The 23,015-nt window shown below is 70.5% G+C and carries 16 protein-coding genes; 11 read left to right on the forward strand and 5 right to left on the reverse strand.

Features of this window, described 5'->3' with window-relative positions; all coding sequences use genetic code 11:
* Entirely contained in the window at positions 1-1,008 is a 1,008-nt protein-coding gene (locus HNR67_RS31345) for a helix-turn-helix transcriptional regulator (RefSeq protein WP_185005771.1), read from the reverse strand.
* A 53-nt stretch (positions 1,009-1,061) separates the two neighbouring features.
* Between HNR67_RS31345 and HNR67_RS31350 the strand changes: the two genes are divergently transcribed.
* From HNR67_RS31350 to HNR67_RS31375, 6 genes are all read left to right on the forward strand, one after another.
* The gene (locus HNR67_RS31350) at positions 1,062-2,189 is read left to right on the forward strand and encodes an epoxide hydrolase family protein (RefSeq protein WP_185005772.1); all 1,128 of its coding nucleotides are present in this window, start codon (positions 1,062-1,064) and stop codon (positions 2,187-2,189) included.
* Between the two features lie 206 nt (positions 2,190-2,395).
* Positions 2,396-3,160 carry a squalene/phytoene synthase family protein gene (locus HNR67_RS31355; protein WP_185005773.1) on the forward strand — a complete coding sequence of 255 codons (765 nt, stop codon included), beginning with the start codon at positions 2,396-2,398 and terminating at the stop codon, positions 3,158-3,160.
* Entirely contained in the window at positions 3,157-4,284 is a 1,128-nt protein-coding gene (locus HNR67_RS31360; RefSeq protein WP_185005774.1) for a polyprenyl synthetase family protein, read from the forward strand. The genes HNR67_RS31355 and HNR67_RS31360 overlap by 4 nt, the downstream gene beginning before the upstream one ends.
* Complete coding sequence (locus HNR67_RS31365; protein ID WP_185005775.1) at positions 4,281-5,288, forward strand: terpene synthase family protein; 1,008 nt, start codon at positions 4,281-4,283, stop codon at positions 5,286-5,288. Before HNR67_RS31360 ends, HNR67_RS31365 begins: the two co-directional genes overlap by 4 nt.
* Positions 5,289-5,768: 480 nt before the next feature.
* Positions 5,769-6,194, forward strand: a complete 426-nt coding sequence (locus HNR67_RS31370; RefSeq protein WP_221490122.1) for an RNA polymerase sigma factor — start codon at positions 5,769-5,771, stop codon at positions 6,192-6,194.
* A gap of 459 nt (positions 6,195-6,653) precedes the next feature.
* Complete coding sequence (locus tag HNR67_RS31375) at positions 6,654-6,902, forward strand: hypothetical protein (RefSeq protein ID WP_185005777.1); 249 nt, start codon at positions 6,654-6,656, stop codon at positions 6,900-6,902.
* A 26-nt stretch (positions 6,903-6,928) separates the two neighbouring features.
* Here HNR67_RS31375 and HNR67_RS31380 read toward each other — a convergent pair whose 3' ends face one another.
* Positions 6,929-7,594, reverse strand: a complete 666-nt coding sequence (locus HNR67_RS31380; protein ID WP_312988410.1) for a response regulator transcription factor — start codon at positions 7,592-7,594, stop codon at positions 6,929-6,931.
* On the reverse strand, positions 7,591-8,769 hold the full coding sequence (locus HNR67_RS46450; RefSeq protein WP_185005779.1) for a sensor histidine kinase: 1,179 nt from the start codon (positions 8,767-8,769) through the stop codon (positions 7,591-7,593). The genes HNR67_RS31380 and HNR67_RS46450 overlap by 4 nt, the downstream gene beginning before the upstream one ends.
* Positions 8,770-8,991: 222 nt before the next feature.
* Here HNR67_RS46450 and HNR67_RS31390 point away from each other — a divergent pair, with 222 nt between their 5' ends.
* Both HNR67_RS31390 and HNR67_RS31395 read left to right on the forward strand, forming a co-directional pair.
* Complete coding sequence (locus tag HNR67_RS31390) at positions 8,992-9,705, forward strand: hypothetical protein (protein WP_185005780.1); 714 nt, start codon at positions 8,992-8,994, stop codon at positions 9,703-9,705.
* Complete coding sequence (locus HNR67_RS31395; protein WP_185005781.1) at positions 9,702-10,271, forward strand: hypothetical protein; 570 nt, start codon at positions 9,702-9,704, stop codon at positions 10,269-10,271. The genes HNR67_RS31390 and HNR67_RS31395 overlap by 4 nt, the downstream gene beginning before the upstream one ends.
* Here HNR67_RS31395 and HNR67_RS31400 read toward each other — a convergent pair.
* On the reverse strand, positions 10,264-12,978 hold the full coding sequence (locus tag HNR67_RS31400) for an ATP-binding protein (RefSeq protein WP_246492637.1): 2,715 nt from the start codon (positions 12,976-12,978) through the stop codon (positions 10,264-10,266). The genes HNR67_RS31395 and HNR67_RS31400 overlap by 8 nt on opposite strands.
* Before the next feature lie 143 nt (positions 12,979-13,121).
* On the opposite strand from HNR67_RS31400, the gene HNR67_RS31405 reads away from it, so the two are divergent.
* From HNR67_RS31405 to HNR67_RS31415, 3 genes are all read left to right on the forward strand, one after another.
* Entirely contained in the window at positions 13,122-14,648 is a 1,527-nt protein-coding gene (locus HNR67_RS31405) for a S8 family peptidase (RefSeq protein WP_185005782.1), read from the forward strand.
* A 43-nt stretch (positions 14,649-14,691) separates the two neighbouring features.
* Entirely contained in the window at positions 14,692-16,152 is a 1,461-nt protein-coding gene (locus tag HNR67_RS31410; protein WP_185005783.1) for a trypsin-like serine protease, read from the forward strand.
* Positions 16,153-16,263: 111 nt separating this feature from the next.
* Positions 16,264-17,238 carry a hypothetical protein gene (locus tag HNR67_RS31415; RefSeq protein ID WP_185005784.1) on the forward strand — a complete coding sequence of 325 codons (975 nt, stop codon included), beginning with the start codon at positions 16,264-16,266 and terminating at the stop codon, positions 17,236-17,238.
* Here HNR67_RS31415 and HNR67_RS31420 read toward each other — a convergent pair whose 3' ends face one another.
* Positions 17,239-22,893: a non-ribosomal peptide synthetase gene (locus tag HNR67_RS31420; protein WP_185005785.1), complete on the reverse strand. Its 5,655-nt coding sequence runs from the start codon at positions 22,891-22,893 to the stop codon at positions 17,239-17,241. It abuts the gene before it with no gap.
* Between the last annotated feature and the right edge of the window lie 122 nt (positions 22,894-23,015).

Below are 23,015 nucleotides of genomic sequence, written 5' to 3' on the forward strand. Positions count from 1 at the left end.
CTACTCGACGGCGCGGGCATAGCGCCTGCCGAGCGCCCGGACGTGCTCGACGAGTCCGGGCGGCTCGGTGACCTGGAAGTCCAGGCCGAGCATGCCGATGTAGACCGCGATCATCTCCAGGCTGTCCGCACCGGTCACCAGCACCGAGGTGGAATCGTCCACCGCCTCGACCACGCCGACGGCCGGGTTGATCCGGGCCAGCAGGTCCTGCGCGGGTGCGCGCACGGTGATCCGGGCGTGCACCCGCCAGCCCGCGACGGCCACATCCCGCAGCACGAAGCTCAGGTAGTCGCCGCCGGGCAACGGCACCGGCGCGAACCGGCGGCCGGTCGGCATCCGCAACCCGATCCAGTCCACCCGGTAGGTGTGCCAGGCCCCGGTCTCCGGACCGCGCGCCACCAGGTACCAGTACCGCTCCCAACTGACCAGTCGGTAGGGCTCCACCAGCACCGGCCAGTCCCCGAAGGGCGCCGAGGCGTCGTTGCGCAGCGGCGCGTCGGTGTCCCTGGCCGGGGCCGTGTAGTCGAAGCGGAGCAACTCGGTGTCCCGGACCGCGGCCGCGATGGTGGCCAGCACGGCCGCGTCCACCACCGGCTGCACCACGTTGGTGCCGGTGTTGTCCGGCCCCTCCGAGACCGCCGCGCGCAACGCGCTGACCTGCCGCCGCAACCGGTGCGGCAATACCTGTTCGAGTTTGCCCAGTGCCCGCGCGGCGCTGTCCTCGATGCCGGCGACGCCGCGTCCGGCCCGCAGCCCGACCGCGACCGCCACCGCCTCCTCGTCGTCGAGCAGCAACGGCGGCAGCTTGGCCCCGGCGCCCAGCCGGTAGTACCCGGTGGGCCCTCGGGTGGCCTCGACCGGGTAGCCCAGCCCGCGCAGCCGCTCGATGTCGTTGCGGATGGTGCGCCCGCTGACCTGCAACCGCTCGGCCAGCTCCGAGCCCGGCCAGTCCGGCCGGGACTGCATCAGGGCCAGCAGGGCGAGCAGCCGGGAAGAGGTGTCGAGCATGAAAAAACTATATAGGAACCGAACGTGCCTAATAGGTACCTAGAGTCTGCGTCATGACGAACTCCACCGAGATCCGCCCCTTCCGCATCGACGTCGCCCAGGCCGACCTGGACGACCTCAACGACCGCCTCGCCCGCACCCGGCTGCCCCGTCCCGCGCCCACCGACGACTGGGAGTACGGCACCCCGAACAGCTACCTCAGCGAGACCGTGGAGCACTGGCGGACCAAGTTCGACTGGCGCACCCAGGAGGCCCGGCTCAACGAATTACCCCAGTACCTCACCGAGATCGACGGCCAGAACATCCACTTCGTGCACGTCCCGTCCGCGGAGCCGAACGCCACCCCGCTGTTGCTGCTGCACACCTACCCCGGCTCCTTCATCGACTTCCTGGACATGATCGGCCCGCTCACCGACCCGGTCGCGCACGGCGGCAATGCCGCGGACGCCTTCTCCGTGGTGGTGCCCTCGATCCCCGGTTTCGGCTTCAGCACCCCGCTGAACGGCCGCGGCTGGACCATGCGCAAGGTGGCGGAGACCTTCGACCAGCTGATGCGCCGCCTGGGCTATGACTCCTACGGCGCGCACGGCAGCGACGGCGGCGCGATGATCTCCCGCGAGCTGGGCCTGTTGCAGCCGGAGGGTTTCCTCGGCCTGCACGTGCTGCAGTTGTTCTCCTTCCCCTCCGGCGACCCGGCGGAGTTCGAGAAGCTGGAGCCCAAGGACTACGCGGCGCTGGAGCACCTCCAGTGGTTCCAGTCCGTCGGCGGCTACAACCAGATGAACGGGACCCGCCCGCAGACCATCGGCGCCGCCATCGCCGACTCCCCGGTCGGCCAGCTCGCCTACAGCGAACTGTTCAACAGCTTCGGCAACGGCACCAGCCTGGTCACCACCGAGCAGATCCTGACCCAGGTGTCGCTGTACTGGTTCACCAACACCCAGGCGACCGCGGGCCGCTACCACTTCGAGGAGGCCAAGGCCGCGGCGGAACCGGTGGTGAACACCTCCCGGACCGGGGTCGCGGTCTTCAAGGACGACTTCACCACGATCCGGACCTTCGCCGAACGGGACAACTCGAACATCGTGCACTGGTCGGAGTTCCCGGACGGCGGGCACTTCGCGGCAATGGAACGGCCCGAGGTGCTCGCGGGCGATCTGCGGGTGTTCTTCCGCGCCTGATCGCGGATTCATCGGCCACCTGCCCGATTACGGCAGGTGGCCGACCACCGCGAATGTCACCCGGGTGCATCCTTCCGCTGGCGGTATGACGGCGGCGGAGTTCACCCGCTAATGGTTGCTGGCCAATGTGACTTCCCATCTGAGGCTGGCGTGAGCACGGACCGGTGATGTCCAGCCGGGCCGACCCCGGCCGAGAAGGGCCGACAATGCCGCCGATCCTCACCGAGGCGCTGAACGTGTTGCGGCGCCACAGCATCACCTACGTCGAACCGGTCATGGCGATGCCACCCGGACTGCACGAGACCATGGCAGGCACCTACCTGCTGATGCGCGGCATCGACGAGGTGGAAGACCACCCCTCCCTTGCCCCACAACGGAAAGTGGCCCTGCTGGAGGGCATCAGCAAGGCGATCCAGGGCCGCCTGACCCACTCCGCCCTCCAGCACACCTTCGCCGCCGACGCCGAGGCACTGCCCGAGGTGTCCCTGCGACTGGCGGACTGGGCGTCCCTGCTGGCCGACCCGATCGCCGCCCGGATCCTGGAGGCATTCGCCACCATGGCCGAGCGGATGGCCGACTGGTGCGGACAGGACTTCCGGATCAGCACCGAACGGGACCTCGACCAGTACACCTACGCGGTGGCCGGATCGCTCGCGCTGATGCTGGGTGACGTGTGGGCCTGGTACGACGGCACCCAGGCCAACCGGGCCTGGCTGCTCGGCTACGGCCGCGGCGTCCAGGCCGCCAACATCCTCGCCGACCAGGAGGCCGACCGCGAGCGCAGCGTCAGCTTCCGGCCCGAGGGCTGGACCCTGGCGCACCTGCACGACTACGCCGAGCGGGAACTGCGGCTGGCCGACCGGTTCTACGCCGCACTGCCGGCGAACTCCCCCGCCCGCATCTGGTGCGAGAAGCCCCTGGCCCAGGCTTGGTCGGTGGTTGGGGCGGTCGCGCTGGGAGGTGGACGATGACCCAGTTGTTGCTGTCCTCCGTGCACGAGGTCCGCCGGGCCGCGCGGCCGATCCTCGACCGCACCAGGCAGGAGCTGGCCCCGGCGCTGAGCGAGGCCGTGCGGGAACTGGACGGTCGCGAACCCATGCTCGGCCGGATCATCGGCTACCACCTGGGCCTCAACGACGCCGACGGCCACCCCGAGGCGGGGGATGACGGCGGTATCGCGGGCACCATGTGCCTCACCGCGCTCGCGGCGCGGGCGGTCGGTACCGACTCCGCCCTCAGCACCGCCTGCGCGGTGGCGATGGAGCTGGCCAAGGACTACACCCAGCTCCAGGACGACATCATCGACGACGACCCGGTCCGCCGGGGCCGGGCCTCGGCCTGGCAGGTCTTCGGCGTCGGCCCCACCATCCTGGCCGCCGACGCCACCAGGGCACTCGCGATGGACCTGCTCGCCGCGCAGCAGCCGCACGGGACGGCCGCGATGTGGCACCTGCAGGCGGCCCTGGACCGGTGCACCATCGGCCAGGCCCAGGACTTCGCCACCTCGGCCCGGCCCTGGCGCGGCCCGAAGGCGGTGTCGCTGGAGGAGTACCGGGTCATCGCCGGGAACAAGACCAGCGCCATCCTGAGCTGCGTGCTCTCCCTCGGCGCGGTGGCCAACGGCTGCGACGCCGACACGGTCAACCGGCTGCGACAGGCCGGCCGGCACCTCGGCATGGCCTGGCAACCCCTCGACGACATCCTCGACCTGTGGTGCGAGCAGACCGAGGGCGACCTCCCCCAGGGCTGCAACGACCTCGCCCAGGGCAAGAAGACCTTCCCCGTCATCGTGGCCCTGGCGGCCGCCGCGCACGCGGAGCCGCTGGGCGCGCTGCTCGCCGCCCGGCCGCGCACCGCCGATCAGGTCAGGGCCGCCGCGGACCTGATCGCCGCCGCCGGCGGGCGGGCCGCCGCCGAGGCCGAGGTCCGCGACCACTTCCAGGCGGCGATGACCGTCCTGGCGGGCACCTCGCTCGAGGAGTCCACCCGTGCCGACCTGATCACGCTGGCCTGCATGATCGGCATCCGCGGCAGCAACCAGACCCTCACCATCGCCTTCCCCACGCCGACGCGATCACCGGAGGTGGCGCCGTGACTCCCCGGCACAGCTTCACCATCCCGAAGTTGATCGCGCCCTACCCGGTGCTCATCCACCCGGGCCGGGCGGCGGCCCACCGCCTGCTGGTGGAGTGGAAGGCCAGGTACGGACTGACCGCCGAACCCGGTCAGGAGGAGGCGGTCTACGACTTCAGCGGCCTGGTCGCGAGCATCTACCCGCTCGGCGACGACGCCGAGCGACTCGCGCACACCGCCCAGTCCACGCACTTCACCGAGGTGCTCGACGACCACTTCATCGAGCGCCCGATCCGGGACGGGCAGCTGCACATCGCGACCGACCACGCACTGCGGATGGTCGAGATCACCGAGGACCCCTTCGCGGAGATCACCGAGGACATCCCGCTGTACCACGCACTGGCCGACCTGTGCCGGCGCATGGTGACCCTGGCCGGCTGGGAACAGCTGGAACGCTGGGCCAGCGGCATGTGGGGATTCTCCTTCGGCGTCCTGGTCGAGATGGCCTACACCACCACCCGCACCCTGCCCGGCGCCGCCGCCTACGGCCCGCTGCGGGAACGAACAACCGGCTTCTACCCCTGGTTCAACGACCAGATGATCGGCTTCGTGGCCGGACGGCACATCCCCGCCGAGGTCCTGGCCCAGCCGGCGGTCCGGACCATGCGCAAACTGTCCTCCAAAATCATCGGCTACTACAACGACATCAGCGCCTTCAACGCCGAACCCCAGCCCGAACAGGCCATGGCATTACCCGCCGTCCTAGCCAGAGCCCACAACTGCTCCCTGCAGGACGGCCTGGAGCAGGCGGCGGAACACTGGTACGACCTGGTCGCGGAACTGACCATCGCGACCGACCGCGCCGGGCACAGCGAGAACGAACACATCCGTTTCCTCGGCCTCGCCAGCCGGCACATGGTGGCCGGGTTCGTGCACTGGGGCGACAACCTCACCCAGCGCTATGCGTCAACTGACTCGAACCGGTGGACCGACACCCAGCACGACGAAGTCGTTTATCGGCAATGACTAGGTGATCGCGTTCGCGCACGATCAGGGTGAACTTCCCGGAACACCGGCGACACCCGGCTTCGCCGCAGGGGCACAGGTGGGCTGATCCACGGACCTGGTGCCCACCCTGGCTACGGCTACCCCCAGGAAACCGCAGGTGAGGACAAGCAGGAAGGCCAGCCCGACCAACGCACGCTCGTGGCGGCGGGGAGGCCCGCATACCGAACCCCAGCTATCGCCATCTGGTGCGGCCGACGGAGGCGTGGCAACAGTCACCGCAGCAATTCTCCATTCTCGACACGGAAATGATTCGCGAAAAACACACTATTCCGCCCACCGCGTCCGGAATAGCCGGAGAATGCCAACAAAGCGGCAACCAAAGTAGACCGTACGCACAACCCTGGCTTATTGCAATTCTACCCGGCGCACGCTAGCAGGCTTGACCATTCTGCACACTGTCCCCCCAACAGGGGAACCGACTGCCGCACAAGAGGTCGTTTGCCCATAAGCTGCGGCCGCACCGATACCGAGTTCCGCGACATCCTCGCCCGCTGCCAGATGAGAAATGACCAGGAGCGGTTCACACAGCTCTACCAGACGCTGTGCCCCCGGGTCCTGGCCTACGCACTGCACCGCGTCCCACCCGATACCGCGCACGATGCCGCCGCGGAAACCTTTCTCATCGCCTGGCGCCGACGCGCCGACCTGCCCTACGGCGAACGCGAACGGGACACGCTCATGCACATCGTCTGGGACGGGCTGACCACCCGGCAGGCCGCCCACGTCGTGGGTTGCTCGGTCACCGCGTTCACCGTGCGCCTGCACCGAGCGCGTCGCCGTTTCGCTGACGCACTCGACCGGGCCGACGGACCCAACCCGCTCCAGGAAGCCACCGTTCTCACTGAAGGGACCCGTGCCCGATGAACGACCACACCACCCGGGCCATGCGGCGCCTGGCCACACACAAACTCGGCGAGCCGCAGCCCGGTGGGCCACCTCCTTGGGAGCACAGCGATCCCGGTTTCGAGGTCGACCAGCCGACATCGTCGCGGGGCAGCGCCAGTTGCCGACTGGCTTTGCTGGCCGCGGGTTTGACCGTGATCGCGGTCGCCGCCTCGACGGTGGTGGCCAACCAGCTGCCGCAGCCCGTGGCGGCGACCCCGCCATCGCTTAAGTTCCAGCCAGCGGCCCAGCCCGGCGACGCCACCACCCTGCTCCGGTCGTTGTCCGCGCCCAGCCTCGACCACGGGGCACGGGGGAAGTCCGCTATTTCCGCAACCGTCTGTGGAGCTTCAGAACAGCGGTGGCGACCGACATGACCGTGCTCGACGCGGGGCTGGCGGACCTCGCCGACCAGCCGGGTCTGACCCGGAGGGCGACACCGTGGATCGCGCAGGCCGCCGTGTGGTCGCGGTGTCCGCGCGCTGGGCGGACAAACCCGACGCGCGGTTCCCGAGCGAACGCCGGTATCTGTTGTGCAGTCCCGAAACCGGTCTGGTGCTCGCCGTGGATGACGTGGCGCTGGCCGTCAACACCGAGAGCACCGGGGTGGCGGTGCCGACACCGTCCACTGTGGGCTACGAGCTGTGGGACGACACCGCGTACGTGCGGGACTCCCAAAGCCGGCCGTAACCCGCCCCCGCCGCGAGGCCGAACAGCTACTCGCCGTCCAGGAATCCCGCGTGGTGCGCCAGGATCGCGGCCTGGGTTCGGTTTTCTACTTTGAGGGTGGTGATCAGGCGGGAGACGTAGGCCTTGACCGTGCCCTCGGCCAGGTACATCCGGTGGGCGATCTGCGAGTTGGACATGCCGGTGCCGACCAGGCGCAGGAGTTCGTGTTGCTGTGCGGTGAGTTTGTCCAGGCGGCGGCGCTGATCCGGTGGGATCCGGGAGGGCTGGTCGGCCCGGTCGCGGCAGATGTTGACCAGGTGGGCCGTTGAGGCCGGGGCCAGGACGGTGCTGCCCGCCGCGACCAGGCGGATCGCCGCGACCAGCTGTTCGGGTGGGGCGTCCTTGAGGAGGTAGCCGACGGCGCCCGCCCGCAGGGCCTCGGTGACGCCCTCCTCGGTGTCGAAGGTGGTCAGCACCAGGACGATCGGGGGGTTGGGCAGGGCGCGCAGTTGCCTGGTCGCGGTGATGCCGTCCATGCCGGGCATCTGGATGTCCATCAGCACCAGGTCGGGGGTCAGCGCGCGGGCCTGGGCCAGTGCGGCCACGCCGTCGGCCGCCTCGCCGACGACGGTGATGTCCTCGGTGGCGCCCAGCAGCGCGCACAGGCCGAATCGCACCAGCGGTTCGTCGTCGGTCACGAGTACCCGGATCACTGCCAACTCCTCTGCTGTCCGGCTGGATCGTTGAGTGGGACCGAGGCCAGGACCTGCCAGCCGCCGTCCTCGGTCGGTTCGGCGTGGAAGCTGCCGCCGAGCAGGCAGACGCGTTCACGCAGGCCGATCATCCCGAAACCGGCGCCCGCCACCTTGATCCGTCGGCCGGGCACGGGCGAGGGAGCGTTGCGCACCAGGGTTTCCAGCGTTCCGGCGGCGATGGCGACCCGCACCTCGGTCCTGGCCGCCGGGGCGTGCTTGATGACGTTGGTGAGCGCTTCCTGGACGGTGCGGTACGCCGTCAGCGCGATCTCTGGCGGGACGGGGTCCGCCGCGTTCGTGGTGAAGGTGATGTCCAGGCCCGCCGATCGGGCGTTGGCCACCAGCTGTTCCAGGTCGGCGAGGCGGCGGCCCGCGATCACCGAGTCGTCGCCGGTGCGCAGCGCGCCCAGCACCTGGCGCAGGTCCCGCAGACCGGCCCTGGCGGTGTCGCCGATGACCCTGGCCACCTGCCTGCTCTCCGGCTTCACCCCCGGCACGAACTCCAGTGCGCCCGCGTGCATGGCGATGGTGGCGATGCGGTGCCCGAGGATGTCGTGCATCTCGCGGGCGAGCCGGATCCGTTCCGCCGCCTTGGTCTGGGCGATCTGGCGCTCGCGCTCGGCGCGCAGGGTCACGATGCCGCGTTCGTAGGCTCGCGCGCCCAGACCGAAGACGACCGGCATGAGCACGTAGAAGGCCGAGGTGAGCAGGTCAGTGGTCACCGAGTGCCCGGTGCTGCCGGGGAGCAGGGCCTTGAGCGGGATGACCACCGCGCTGGTGATCGTGATGATCGCCGACCGGTGTCGCCGCTGGTAGGCGGCGAGGCCGAAGAGGGCGAAGAAGACCGGCGTGCGGGCGCCGTCGATGATCAGTCCTGCCATGGCCAGCACCGCCACGGCCAGCGGAGCCTGCCGCCGCCACAGGAAACCCAGCGTCACCAGGAACGCGACCGCCGCCGCGGGTACCGCACCACTGAGCAGTCCGGTTGTCGGCGTGAGGGCGTTGTCCAGCGATCCGAAGCCCACCAGTCCGGTGATCAGGAGATCGGCGAGCGTCCACCGGGTCCGGCCGACCGGTTTCATGAGCGCGGAGTACCAGCGCTCGAAAGCGTCCGGGGCAGCAGGGGGCGTCACGGGAATCCTCGATCAGGAACTGTCCAATTCACACGAAGTGCGGCCATCGGATCGTACGCTGAGTAATCATGCCTCGTCAAACCATGCCAGGCGGACACTCAGCGTGACAACGAGGGTCGACAACCCTGTCTACTTTTGGTGATTATCCGACATCTCCGGTTGCCTCGTAGTTGACATTGTGAACACGGATGGCGAATACGCTGACCCGGCAAATGCAATCTGATGATCGAACTTGATCGGAAAAACATAATGCCGTCAACAATGCGTCAGCTCCTTGGTGCTGCCATCACCACTCTCGCCGCCGCCAGTAGCGTCCTGCTGCTCGATTCCCCCGCGAGCGCTGCGACCGCCAGCAGCTGGGGCCTTCGGTGTGTCCCCGGAGGTATCGAGGTCCAGCTCGACCTCACCGGCTTCAACGAGGGCAACCGGCTGGAAGTCGCCTACAAGAAGGCCAAGGCGACCGGCTCGGGGCAGGTGGTGCTCCGCGAGAACTTCAACTACTGGATTTCCCGGAAATTCGAGGTGAAGCCGGGTGCGCTGAACGAAATCTATTCCTTCTCCCTCAGTGTCCAGTCCAAGGGGAGGGACACGCCGATGGTCTGGGAGAAGCGCGTCGGCCCCTGCGAGCAGCCGCCGCCCCCGCCGACCACCACTCCGATGACGACGACTCCGGCGACCACGACCACCACGATCCCGGCGACCACGGCCCCGGCCAGCTCGACCACAACGGCCAAGGAGACGTCGAAGCCGGCGGCCCCCGCCCCCAAGCCGGAGCCAGGGACCAAGCCCACTGACCAGGAGGTGAAGAAGAACGGGCTGGCCAACACCGGTGCGAACCCGATCATGATGCTGGGACTCGCGGGTGGGCTGCTCGCGGGCGGCGGGGGCATCCTGTTCACCCTGCGCCAGTCCCGCCGCCGGAGTGGTTCAGCGTGAGAAAGCTCATCAGGCGCGCCCTGGCCCTGCCTGCCTGTCCGCTCCTGGCGACCGGGGCCGTGCTCGTCACCACGCTGGCACTCGTGGATCCCGGATCCACCCCCGCGATGCGTCCCGGCGACTGCGTTGCCGTGATGCGGCCGGCAGGCCTGAAGTCAGCAGGGCAGGCACAGGATCTGGAAGTTGGCTCCTACACGTGTGTTGACCAGCGCGGTGCGGTCGCCAATCCGGTAGCGCGCTGTCCGTCGTGCGAGGTTGTGGCCAAGATGTGGGCTGACCGGGACTACGCGGGCGCCAGCGTCGAGATCAAGATCGACGCCGGCAGTGACTGCGACCGGGATGGTTACCGGTGGGATCACCTGCCGGCGGGCTGGAACGACCGCGTTTCCTCCTACCGCACCTACAAGTCCTGCCGCCATTCCGGGGTGTACGAGAACATCAACACATCCGGCTACTGCGAGACCCAGCACGACGACGTGGCCTACGTCGGCGATCTCATGAACGACCTGATGTCCTCGTTCCGGCTCCAGTCGGAGAACCGAAATTGCCGGGCTGACCTCACCTGATGTCGTGGCGGGAGGAGACGTTGAGCTTGCGGCACACCTTGGCCACGTACTCCTCCACCGTCCGCCGCGACAGGAACAGCGTCTCCGCGATCTCCCGGTTGGTGTGCCCACCCGCGACCAGCCGGGCGATGTCCTGCTCCCGTGGCGAGAGCTGGCTGCCGTAGCCGCGTCTGCCGCGCGGTGACGGGGTGGCGATGCCGGTGCCGCGCAGGTGGTGGCGGCAGCGGGCGGCGTCGACGGTGGCGCCCAGGGCGTCGTAGGTCTGGGCGAGCGTACCGAGTTCGGTGGCCCCGGCCTGTTCGGCGAGCTGGGTGGCGCGGTAGGTCAGGCCCAGGCTCTGGTGTTGTTCGATGGCGGAGCGGTAAAGGTGTTGGGACTGCTGGTGATTGCCGGTGGCGGCGGCAAGGGTGGCCTGGCAGGCGGTCAGGGTTGCCTGGGCGTAGGGGGCGTCGGTGCCGGACAGGCCGTTGGTCAGTTCGGCGAGGAGGTCCTGCACCGCGTCGACCTGGCCGGTGGACAGGTGGCAGGCGACGGCTTGCGGCAGCACCTCGCCTGCCCAGGCCCAGGCGCCCTTGGCGCGCAACAAGGACAGGCCGTGTGCGGCGTGCCCGGCGGCGGCAGTGCGGTCGCCCCGGCTGAGCAGCATGGCGGCCAGGCCGCCCGCGGCGGCGATACGTACCGGCATGGTGGCGGCGATCGGGTGGGGACCTAACGCCGCGTGGAAACTGTGTTCGGCGCGGGTCCAGTCGCCGCGGGCGGTGCCCAGCCAGGCCTGGGCCAGGTGGAGTTCGGTGGTGACCGGCGGCAGGTGCGCGTAGGTCTGGACCAGCTCGGTGATGCGTTCGTCGAGTCCGTGCCAGTGGCCGGTCAGCCAGTCCAGGCGGACGGCGGTGGCCTCGGCGGTGCCGGTCACGTACGGGGCGCCGACCCTGGCGGCCAGGGTCAGGCCGGTGCGCAGGTAGGCGCGGGCTCGGTTGTGGTGGCCTATCCAGGAGCAGGCGTCGGCCAGGTTGCAGTGCGCGCGGGCCAGCTGGCGGATTTCCTCCGGGTCGGTGACCTCGGCCGGGGAGGGCAGTCGGTCGGCGTGGGTCCAGGCGGTGGGGTCGCCGGTGATGAGTCTGCCGCCGAGGGTGGTGGCCAGGACTGCGGTGCGCAGGGTGCGGGTGGGCAGGTGGTCGAGCACGCCGTCGACCCGGTCCAGTAGTGCCTGGTGTTCGGCGATGGGCGCCGTGCTCAGGTAGGGCACGGCCAGCACCGCCATGCCGCGGGCGATCCGGTCCGGCTGGTCGCCGAGCTGGTCGATGGCGTGCGCGATCTCCGCCTCGGCGCGGTCCGGTTCGCCGGTGTCGCGGAGCAGCAGCAGGCCGAACCACAGCCGCACCTCGCCGCGGACCTCGGTACTGAGCCGGGGATCGGCGAGCAGGTCCTCGATGAGGGTGAGCACCGCGGGATCGTGCAGGCCGGTCAGCGCGGTGGTGCACAGCTTGGTGGCCAGGCGGTTCACCTCGGCAGGCCGCACGTCCTCATCGGTGAGCACGGCGGAGAGCAGGTCGACCGCGGTGGGCAGGTCGCGGTTCAGGATGGCGGCGTCGGCGGCTGATTCGCTGTGCCGCAGCCATTCCGCGGTCAGGCCGGCCGACCTGGCGTGGGCTGCCAGGCGGGCCAGCGGTTTGTGGTCGAGGCGGGCGAGCACGCGCAGGGCGCGCTGGTGGAGTTCGGTGCGGCGCGGGCCGGGCAGGGACTCGCGGACGGCGCGGGCGGCCAGTGGGTAGCGGAATCCGTAGCGGTTGGGCGGGTTCTCGACCAGCACGGCCGCGCGCACCAGGGTGACCAGGTGGTCCGGGTCCGACTCGCCCGCGACCGCGGCCAGGGTGTCGACCGGTTCCGGGACGTCCAGCACCGCGGCGGCCTCGGCGAGTGCGCGCGCCGCGGCTGGCAGGTTACGCAGCCGCTCCTGGACGGCCTCGGCGACCAGGACGGGCACCCCGGGCCCGTCCGCGCGCAGCAGTTGTTCCACCACGAACGGGATTCCCGCTGTTTCGCGCAGCACGGCCTCGGCGGTGAACCGCGGGCCGGGCATCGTGTTGATCAGCGCGCGCACCTGGTCCACGTCGAACGGGCGCAGGACCAGGTGTGCCCCGGTCACGCCGGGTGGCAGGCGCAGGGCGTGGCCGAGTGGGGACTGGCCTTCGAGGTCCTCGCGCCGGTAGGTGAGCACCAGGGACAGGCCGGGCGGCGGGTCGGCGAGCAGGAAGCGCAGCACCTGGCGGGTGCGCTCGTCCGCCCAGTGCAGGTCCTCCAGCACGAGCACCGTGGGGCCCAGCGCGCCGAGCAGCTGCCGGAACGCGCGGAACACCCGGTGCCGTTCGGCTTCCGGATCGCCCAGCGGCGGCGGGGCCGGGGGCAGCCGGTCGGCCAGCTCGGGCAGGTGGTCGCGCAGCGCGCCGGTCACCGGGCCCGGTTCGCGCAGCCAGTCACCGCAGTGGCTGAGGCAGTCCAGCAGCACGCCGTAGGGGAACGGGTCGGGCAGTGGCTGGCAGGCCGCGATCAGCACCTGGGTGGGTGCGCAGGTGGCGAGTTCGGCCACCAGCCTGGTCTTGCCGATGCCCGCCTCGCCCTCCACGAAGACCACCGCGGGCGGCCGGGCGAGCGCGGCGCGCAGGGCGGCCAGCTCCGTGTCCCGGCCGATCAGCGGCGCTCCGGTCATGGCTCGGAGCGTAGGTGCGCGGCGGTGACCGGCAGAAGGGCCGCGGCCAAGTCCAGTACCCCTACGGGGACTTACCACGGTTGTTCCCCCTCCCCCGACGCCCAATGGTGATGGCCGAGCGCTATGCGAGAAGGAGGAAACCGATGCGCAGACTACGAAGTACCGCGAGCCTGCTGGCGGTGGCCGCGGTCGCGATGGCCACCGTCACGGGGGTGGCCACCGCCCAGCCGGAAGGCACGGTCGTGCAGGCCAGGGAGCACCACGCCGGGAGTTACCTCGTGGTGCTCAAGGACGGTGCCCGCGCCGCCGCGGCCACGCTCACCCAGCGCTACGGGGGTGTGCTGGCCGAGACCTATTCGGTGACGCTGAACGGGTTCGCCGTCCGCGAGCTGTCCGAGCAGCAGGCCAGGCGACTGGCCGCCGACCCCTCGGTCAAGGCGGTGCACGAGGACGGCACCACCAGGGCGGTGGCCGGGGAGCAGCCGAACCCGCCGTCCTGGGGCCTGGACCAGATCGACCAGCGGACCACCAGCCTGGACAAGAAGTACGCCTACCCCAACACCGCGGACGCCGTCACCGCCTACGTGATCGACTCCGGCATCGGCATCAAGCACCCCGAGTTCGAGGGCCGGGCCAGCCACGGCTACGACTTCATCGACAACGACAACGACGCCAGCGACTGCTTCTGGCACGGCTCCCACGTGGCAGGCACCATCGCGGGCAAGACCGTCGGGGTGGCCAAGAAGGCCAAGGTGGTCGCGGTCCGCTCACTCAACTGCGGTGGTTCCGGGCCGGACTCGGCCACGGTCAGCGCGCTGGAGTGGGTGGGCAAGAACGGCGTCAAGCCCGGCGTGGTCAACCTCAGCCTGGTCATGGACACCGTGGGCGTCGGCGACGAACAGGTCAAGGCGTTGGTGGCCAAGGGATTCGTGGTCGCGGTCGCGGCGGGCAACAACGGCCAGGACGCGTGCACGGCCAGCCCCGGGCGCACCCCGGAGGCGCTCACCGTGGGCTGGATCAACCAGGGTGGCGGTCGCAGCGGGAACTACGGCCGCTGCGTTGACCTGTTCGCCCCCGGCGGCAACATCTACTCCACCGACCACACCGGCAGCTTCCGCACCGGCAGTGGCACCTCGATGGCCTCCCCGCACGGTGCGGGCGGTGCCGCGCTGTACCTGGGCGCGAACCCGGGCGCGTCCCCGCAGCAGGTGCGGGACGCACTGGTGGACAACGCCACCCCGGACCTGGTGACCAATCCGGGCGCGGGTTCGCCGAACAAGTTGCTGTACACCGGATTCATCGGCGGGGGTCCGCCGCCGCGCTGCGGTGTCAAGACCAACGACGAGGATGTGTCCATTCCGGACGCCGGGTCCGCGGTCGGCAACACCGTCGTGCAGGATTCCTGCCCTGGCAAGGCTTCCGCGACCCTGCCGGTCCGGGTGGACATCGAGCACGGCTACACCGGCGACCTGGCCATCGACCTGATCGGCCCGAGTGGCGCGGCCTATCCGCTGCACCAGGCGGGCGGCGTCGGCGAAACCGGTGGCGTGCACCGGAGTTTCACCGTGGACGCCGCCCGCGAGGACGCCAACGGCACCTGGCGGCTGGCGGTGCGCGATGTGTACCGCTTCGACACCGGCACCCTGACCGGCTGGTCGATCACCTTCTGAGCCACCACCCTGCTTTTCCTTCCCCTGCACTGCGAGGAGCACGATGCGAACACCACGTCTGGTCATCACGATCTGCCTGGCCCTGGCCGCGCTGACGCTGCCGATGGCCTCCGCCGCGGCCGCGCCGACCGACCGGATCAGCGACGCCGTCACCCCGACCGACCAGCTCAAGACCGGGGACGTGGGCGCCCAGGTGGTCAACGGGCAGCGCACCACGGTCAAGGAGAACCCGTTCGTCATCGCGGGCCTGCGGGCCGGCGGCGGCGGTCCGCAGGGCCAGTCCTGCACCGCCGCGGTGGTGGGCAAGCGCAAGATCCTCACCGCCGCGCACTGCATGATCGACGTCGGCGGCGCCAAGAGCTACGTCTACGGCGACGACGACCTCACCTCGCCCGGCGGCGAGACCTTCCGCACCAAGGTCGCCTCGCACAAGGTGCACCCGCGCTACACCGGCCCGAACTCCTGGCAGACCGGCTACGACGTCGCGGTGATCACCACCGAGGACGACCTGCCCGTGCCGGAGAGCCAGTGGGCCAAGGTGGCCGGTTCCGGCGACAGCGCGCTGACCGCGCCCGGCAAGTCCGGCACCGTCGTCGGCTACGGCAAGACCGCGGCCAGCGGTGGTTCGGGTGTGCTCTACAAGACCACGCTGCCGGTCAACGACGCCAAGAACTGCCAGGTCTTCAACATCAAGGTCAACCCGGATGTGATGGTGTGCATCGGCTTCGACGACGGCCGCACCGCCACCTGCTCCGGCGACAGCGGTGGTCCGTACACAGTGGACGGAGTGGTGGTCGGGGTCGTCTCCTGGGGCGCCAGTGGCTGCGACCGGTACAGCATCATGGCCCGGCTGACCAACGAGATGGGTGACTGGGCCCGCAAGGAGATCGGCGGCGGCCAGCCCGGCGAGGGCAAGTTCACCGTGGGCCTGTCCCCCGCCGCCGGCAAGGTCGAGCCCGGCAAGCACATCTCGACCAGCGTCACCAGCAAGGCCGGCGAGCCGGGTCCGGAGAAGCTGGAACTCAGCGCCGCCGGCCTGCCCAGTGGCGCCACCGCCACCTTCCAGCCGACCTCGGTCACCACCGGCGAGGTGGCCAAGCTGACCTTCGAGACCGCGACCAGCACCCCGAAGGGCACCTACCAGATCACCGTCACCGCCAAGGGCACCTCCGGCTCGAAGACCGCCGGGTACACCCTGACCGTCGGCGAGGGCGGCTCCACCGAGGGCCCGAAGCCCGCCGCCACCCCGGCGGCCGGCACCGTCTCGCCGGGCGGGTTCATCAACAGCACCATCACCGTCAGCGGCGGCACCGGCCCGATCAGCCTCAGCGCCACCGGCCTGCCGTCCGCACCGATGTTCCTGCCCTCGACCGTCAACCCCGGCGGCAGCTCGCGGATGAGCATCGCCGCCCCGTTCCAGCGCGGCACCTACAAGATCACCGTCACCGCCACCGACAGCACCGGCAAGACCGGCAGCACCGAGTACACCCTCACCGTCGGGTAACCATCCCGGTCGGGCCCGTGACGGCCACCGTCGTCACGGGCTCGACAGGCGGGATCACGGTGCGCGACTATGCTGCCTCGCAGGTCGTTGGTCGAGTCGAGGGGGAAATCAGTGCGCACCAAGCGTCTGTCCACAGTGGCCGGTGTCGGGCTCCTTGCCATTGCCTTGTCCGCGGTGGTCCTGCCGGGCACCGCGAGCGCGGCGGACCCGGTGCTGATCACCAACTCCGGCGGCTACTCGACCCAGCCGTCGGGCACCGACCCCAAGGACAAGGTCAATCGACCACTCGGCGCCCAGGTCACCATCCCGGCCGGGCAGACCCGCTACCTCAACAGCAAGCTGACCGTGGACAACGTGCGGGAGATCAGCGAGGTCTCGCACCTGGTCCTGTGCAGGCGACCGGGCCAGCCTGCCGAGGTCGCCCGGCTGATCAGCGGGCAGAACGTGCTGACCGGCGGCGCGACCAGCCTGCTCACCCGCGGCTTCGTGACCGCGCCTGCCGACAGCCTGCTGCACTGCGAGGTCTACGGGCAGTTCGTCAACCACACCGCGAACCAGCCCGGCCGCCTGGAGGTGATGCCCTCCTCCTACATCCAGGACATGCACGGCCCCACCGCCGCGGTGCGGCAGACCTTCAACGCCAAGGTCCTGGTGAACACCAAGGCGCGGGTGAACTCGGTGTCGTTCACCGCCCCCGCCGGCGCCACCGCCGTCCAGGCGATCAGCGACCTGAACGTGACGGTCTGCTACGGCGAGGACGAGGAAGGCGAACGGAAACTCTGCAAGCGCTCGCTCAAGGCCCGGATGGACGGCCGGAGTTCACTGGTGGGCACGCAACTGGTGATGGAACAGCTCGCCGCGGACGGTTCGGTCTGCAAGACCACCACCAACGGCGACCTCGCCGGCGTCAACGTCACCACCACCATCCACCACTTCAAGATCAACAAGTACCTGATCAACGTGCCCATCGTGGCGAACTGCTCGCGCGACTTCGTCTTCTACACCAGGGTCACCGCGAACTCGGGCAGCAACTCCTTCGTGGTCGAGGGCAACAACCAGAGCGTGGGCGCGGTCTTCGTGCCCTGATCAGCCCGGTTCGGCCAGGCTGTCCAGGTGGCGGCGGAGGTGGTTGGCGATCTCCGCCGCCTCCGCCGGACTGATCGCGTCCGGGCGGTGGTCCACCCGCAGTGCCAGTTCCGCGCCTTCCTGCCGGGCCACCAGGGACAGCGGGTAGTGGGTGCCGTCGTTGACCTGGATGTCGCGGACCCTGACCTCGCCCAGGTGACTGAAGGCGGTGGGGTCCAGGGGGTAGTTGTGGAAGACCAGGTGGGCGGCGAAGAGGTGCTGGTGCCCCAGGTCCTGGGCGGTGGCGGGCCAGCCGAGGTGGTGGTGCGGCAGAGCGGTCACGTGGTCGGTCTGCAGGCGGGTGGCCAGGGTGAGTGGGGGTTCGCCGATTTCCGGGCGGGCGCGGACCGGGATGATGTTGGTGTGCAGGCCGATTCTCGACTCCATGGCGGGGATTTCAGGGGTTCGGCCGGAGACCGTGGCACCCAGCAGCAGGTCTTCGGCGCCGGTGAGGTCGTGCAGGGTGAGGGCCCAGGCGGTGCGGACCAGGGCGCCCAGGGTCAGGCCGTGGGTGCGGGCGGTGCGGAGCAGGGCGGTGGTCTGCTCCGCGGTCAGGCGGAGGGGGTGTTGTTGGGGCAGGAGGGCGGGGTTTTCGGCCTGGGGTGGGGCGAAGAGGGTTGGTTTGGCGCCGTCGAGGAGTTCGGACCAGGTTTGGGTGGCGGTGTCCCGGTCCTGGTGGGAGAGCCAGGTCAGGTGGTCGGCGAAGGCTGGGGCAGGCGCCAGCGGCTGGCCCGCGTAGTGGCGAAACAACTCGCTGAACAGGACGGAGAGGGACCAGCCGTCGACCACGGCGTGGTGCAGGCTCAGCAGCAGCACGTGCCGGCGCTGGGCCAGGCGCATCAGGTGGGCGCGCAGCAGGGGCGGATTGGCCGGGTTGAAGCGGTGGGCGCGGTCGGCGGTCACTACTTCGTCCACTGTGGACACTTCGCTGGTCTGCCAGGGTAGTTCCGCTTGCGCCACCACGAGTTGGGTGTCCTGGTCGGGGAAGCAGGCGCGGAGCGCGGGGTGGCGGTCGACCAGGGACTGGCAGGCGGCGCGCAGGCGGTGCTGGTCCAGGTCGCCGTCCAGGTCGAGGAGCACCTGGACGGTGTAGACGTCCGGGCCGTGGTCGGTGCGGGCGGTGTGGGTGAGCATTTCCCGTTGCAGTGGGGTGACCGGCAGGACGTCGGTGAGGTGTTGGTGGGACTGGGTGAGCTGGTCGACGCGGGTCTGGGTCAGGTGGGTGAGGGGGAAGTCGGAGGGGGTGCGGCCGCCGTGGCGGAGCTGGGCCAGGGTGGTCAGCTCGGTCAGCCAGGTTCTGGCCAGTGCGGCGGCCTCGTTGTGGGTGAGGCGGGTGCGGTCGTAGGAGAGGGTGGTGGTGAGCACTGGGCCGTCGGGGGTTTCCTCGGTGAGGGCGTTGAGTTCCAGGACGTGGGTGGGGGTCATCCGGGGGTCCTGGGCGCCGCCGAAGGCTCGTACCGGGAACTCGCCGTCGCCGACGCCGAAGCGGCCTAGGTAGTTGAACAGCACCTGCGGGGCCGGGGCGTCGGCGAAGGCGCCGCCGACGTGGCGCAGCAGGCCGTAGCCGAGTCCGTCGCCGGGGGTGGCGGCGAGTTGTTCCTTGACCTGCTTGATCGAGGCGGCCGGGTCGGCGGCGGGGATGAGGGCGACCGGGTGCAGGTCGGTGAACCAGCCGATGGTGCGGGAGAGTTCCGCGCCGGGCACCGCCTCCTGTTCGCGGCCGTGGTTCTCCACCTCCAGCAGCACCGGCGCCAGTGGGGTGTCCCGCCAGCTGTTGAGGGCGCGGGCGGCGGCGGTGAGCAGGACCTCGTGCACGCCGGTGTGGAAGGCCCTGGGCACGGTGGTGAGCAGGGCTTCGGTGGCCTCGGCAGGCAGCGTGACGATGAGGTCGCCGCGGCCGGTCGCACCGGTGGGGGCGCCGAGTCTGGGGTCCGCGGTCGCCAGGACCTGCTGCCAGTGCTCCTTCTCGACCGAGCGGTCGGCTGCGGTGAGTGCGGTGGCCCAGCGGTGGAAGGAGGTGTGCGGGCGGGACAGCGGCTGACCGGCCCAGGCGGTGGCGAGGTCGTCGGCCAGGATCCGCCAGGACACGCCGTCCACCACCAGGTGGTTGGCCACCAGCAGCAGGCGGCCGGGTGCGCCGGGCTGCCAGATCGCGCCGAAGACCTTGCCCTGGGCCGGATCCAGCCAGGACACCAGGTCCGCGTAGTGGTTGTCCGGGTCGTCCTCGACCTGGCGCAGGAACACCGGGGCGGACTCGGACACGTGTAGTCGCCAGTGCTCGTCCAGGCGGGCGCGCAGTAGGTCGTGACTGTCCACAACGGACTGGAGCAGGTCGGTCAGGCGGTCGGCGGTCAGGTTGGCGGGTGTGTGCAGCAACACCCACTGGTGGTAGCCGTCGATCGGACTTTCCTGGGCGGCCAGCCAGCGCAACATCGGCGTGAGCGGCACCGGGCCGACGTCGGCGGCATCCGTCTGTCCACTGTGGACTTCCTCGGCGACCTCGGCCAGTGCCGCGGCGGTGCGGTGGGTGAAGACCTCGCGCGGGCTGATCAGCAGTCCGGCGGCGCGGGCCCTGGCCACGAGCTGGATGGCCAGGATGCTGTCCCCGCCCAGGCTGAAGAAGCTGTCCGCCACGCCGACCTCGGCCAGGCCGAGCACCTCGGCGAACAGCGCGCACAGCCGGCGTTCCCGGTCGGTGCGCGGGGTGCGGGAGAGGTCAGCGGCGACGCCGTAGTCGGGGGCGGGCAGGGCACGGCGGTCGGCTTTGCCGTTGCGGGTCAACGGGATCTGCGGCAGCACCACCACCGCGGCCGGCACCATGTGCTCGGGCAGCAGGTCCGCGAGGTGGGCGCGCAGCGTGAGCGGGTCGAGTGCCGCGGACCCCTTGGGCACCGCGTAGCCGACCAGGCGTTTGTCGCCGGGGTTGTCCTCGCGGACCACCACCACGGCCTGGGCGACCTCGGGGTGGCGGCCGAGGGCGGCCTCGATCTCGCCGAGTTCGATCCGGAAGCCGCGGATCTTGACCTGGTCGTCGGCGCGGCCCAGGTACTGCAGACTGCCGTCCTCGGTCCAGCGGGCCAGGTCGCCACTGCGGTACAGCCGCTCCCCCGGCGCGCCGAACGGGTCCGGCACGAACCGGGCGGCGGTCAGCTCGGGCCGGTTGAGGTAGCCGGGGGCCACGCCGGGCCCGGCCACGTGGATCTCCCCCGGCATGCCGGGCGGCACCAGTTCGCCGTTCGCATCCAGGAGGTAGACCCGCAGGTCGTCGATGGCCCGGCCGATCAGGCTGCCCGCCCCCGGCACGCAGTCGGCGCGGCTGAGCGCGAGCTGGGTGACGTGCACCGTGGTCTCGGTGATGCCGTACATGTTGACCAGCACCGGCGCGTCCTCGGGATGCCGGTCGTACCAGTCGGCGAGCCGGGTCAGCTCCAGTGCCTCGCCGCCGAAGGTGACCGCGCGCAAGGCCAGTCGCGCGCCCAGTTCGGGTTCGGCCCGGTCGGCGGCGATGAGCTGGTAGAAGGCGGACGGGGTCTGGCTGAGGATGGTGACCCGCTCCTCGACCAGCAGGCGCAGGAACTCCGGTGCGGAGCGGGTCACCGCGTGCGGGACCACGACCAGGCGGGCGCCGTGCAGCAGCGGGCCCCAGATCTCCCAGACGGAGAAGTCGAAGGCGTAGGAGTGGAACATCGTCCACACGTCCCCGGCGTGGAAGCCGTAGAGCCGCTGGGTCGCGGTGAACAGGCGCACGACGTTGTGGTGCGGGATCGGCACGCCCTTGGGGTTGCCGGTGGAGCCCGAGGTGTAGATGACGTAGGCCGGGTCGGCTGGGGTCAGTGGCCGGGTCCGCTCGGCGTCGGTGATCGGGGTGCCGGGCAGGGCGGACAGGGCCAGCCGGACGTCCTCGGCGTGCAGCGGGAGTGCGCCGGGCAGTGACTCGTCGGGGGCCAGCACCAGTGCGGGTTTGGCGTCGTCGAGCAGGTAGCGCACCCGTTCGGCCGGGTAGCCGGTGTCGATGGGCAGGTAGGCGGCACCGGAGTTGAGCACGGCGAGCATCGCGGTGATCAGGTCCAGGGAGCGTGGGAAGGCCAGGCCGACCAGGTCGCCGGGGCCGACGCCGTCGGCGATCAGCAGGCGGGCCAGGCGGTTGGCGGCCTCGGCGAGTTCCCGGTAGGTCAGCGACTCGCCCTCGCAGCTGACCGCGATCCGGTCGGGGTGCTCGGCGGCGCGGGCGGCGACCAGGTCGGCCAGGGTGGCGGGCGGGCTGGTGGTGTGCCCGCCCGCCCAGTCGCCGAGCAGGCGGTCGCGTTCGGCGGCGCTGAGCACGTCGGCCGCGCCGATCGCGCGTTCGCCCAGTGCGCTGAACTCACGCAGGTAGCGCTGCAGGCGCTGTTCCAGCACGGCGACCTCGGGGCCGGTGTGCAGGGCCGGGTTGGCGTCCAGGGTGACTTCCAGGCCGTGGCCGTCGTTGCGGTCGTAGACGATCACCGACAGGTCGTCGGTCGCGGTGCCGGAGAGGTAGTGCGCCTTGGCCGGGGCTTCGCCGAAGCGGACGCCGTAGCTGAAGCGCATGATGTTGATCCGGGTGCAGAACAGCCGGTCCTCCTGGGTGAGCGCGCCCTGGTCGCGGCGCAGTCCGGCGTGCCCGTAGTGCTGGTGCGCCAGCACCTGCTTGACCCGCGCGGAGACGTGCGCGAGCACCTGCGGCACGGTCATCGACCGGTTCAGGGACAGGTGCAGCGGCACCACGTTGGCCGACATGCCCGGCGCGGACCGGGCGGCGCTGGAACCGCGGGCGGCAGTGGGCAGGCCGAGCACCTGCTCGCCGCGGCCGGTCATCCGGTGCAGGAAGGCGGCCACCGCGGCGATGATCACCGTGGTGGGCGAGGTGCCGGCGAGTTTGGCGGTGCGGGCCAGGTCCGCGGTGATCTCCGGCGGCACCTGGCTGGTGCTGCGCAGGGCCAGCCGGGCCGGGGCGGCCGGGCGGGTGGACAGGCTGACCGGTTCCGGCAGGCTGACCCCGTAGCCGGTCCAGAACTCGCGGTCCTTGGCCCACTGCGCGGAGCCCTGGTAGGCGGCATCGGCGGCCAGGAGCACCGACAGCGGCTGGAACGGGCTCTCGCCGGCGTCCAGGCCCTCGGCCAGGCGGGTGTAGATCTCCCCGGCGCGGCGGGCGAGCAGGGCCACGGTGTAGCCGTCGGCGACCAGGTGGTGGTAGCAGTGCACCCACAGGTGCCGGTCCTCGGCAAGGCGCAGCACGGTGAAGGTGAACAGCGGTCCCCTGGCCAGGTCGAACGGCCGTTCCAGCACCACCCGCAACCGTTCCTCGGCCATGCACGGGCGTTCCCGCAGGTCCACCACGTCCAGGGTGAGGTCCACCTCGGGCGCCACCGTCTGGTGCACGCCGTGCTCGTCGGCGGTGAAGGTGGCGCGCAGGCAGTCCGCCTCGGCCACCAGCAGGTGCAGGGTGCGCTCGAACAGGTCCAGGTCCAGCGGGCCGGTGATCTCCAGGTACTCGGCGACGTTGTGCGCGAGGCCGGTGGGGTCGAGCTGGTGGGCGTACCAGACACCGGTCTGGGCACTGCTCAGCGCGAGCGGGGTGGCACGGAACGCGGGCACGGCGAAACTCCCTCGACATGGCGTAATTGCGGCGGCAGAGCGTGGAGAGGAAGTCCGGACCTTTTCTCCCTGCGGTTACCGAGGCTATTCACCGCACCGAAATCCCAGAACCCACGAATTCC

The organism is Crossiella cryophila, assembly GCF_014204915.1.
In the GTDB taxonomy this organism is placed as follows: domain Bacteria; phylum Actinomycetota; class Actinomycetes; order Mycobacteriales; family Pseudonocardiaceae; genus Crossiella; species Crossiella cryophila.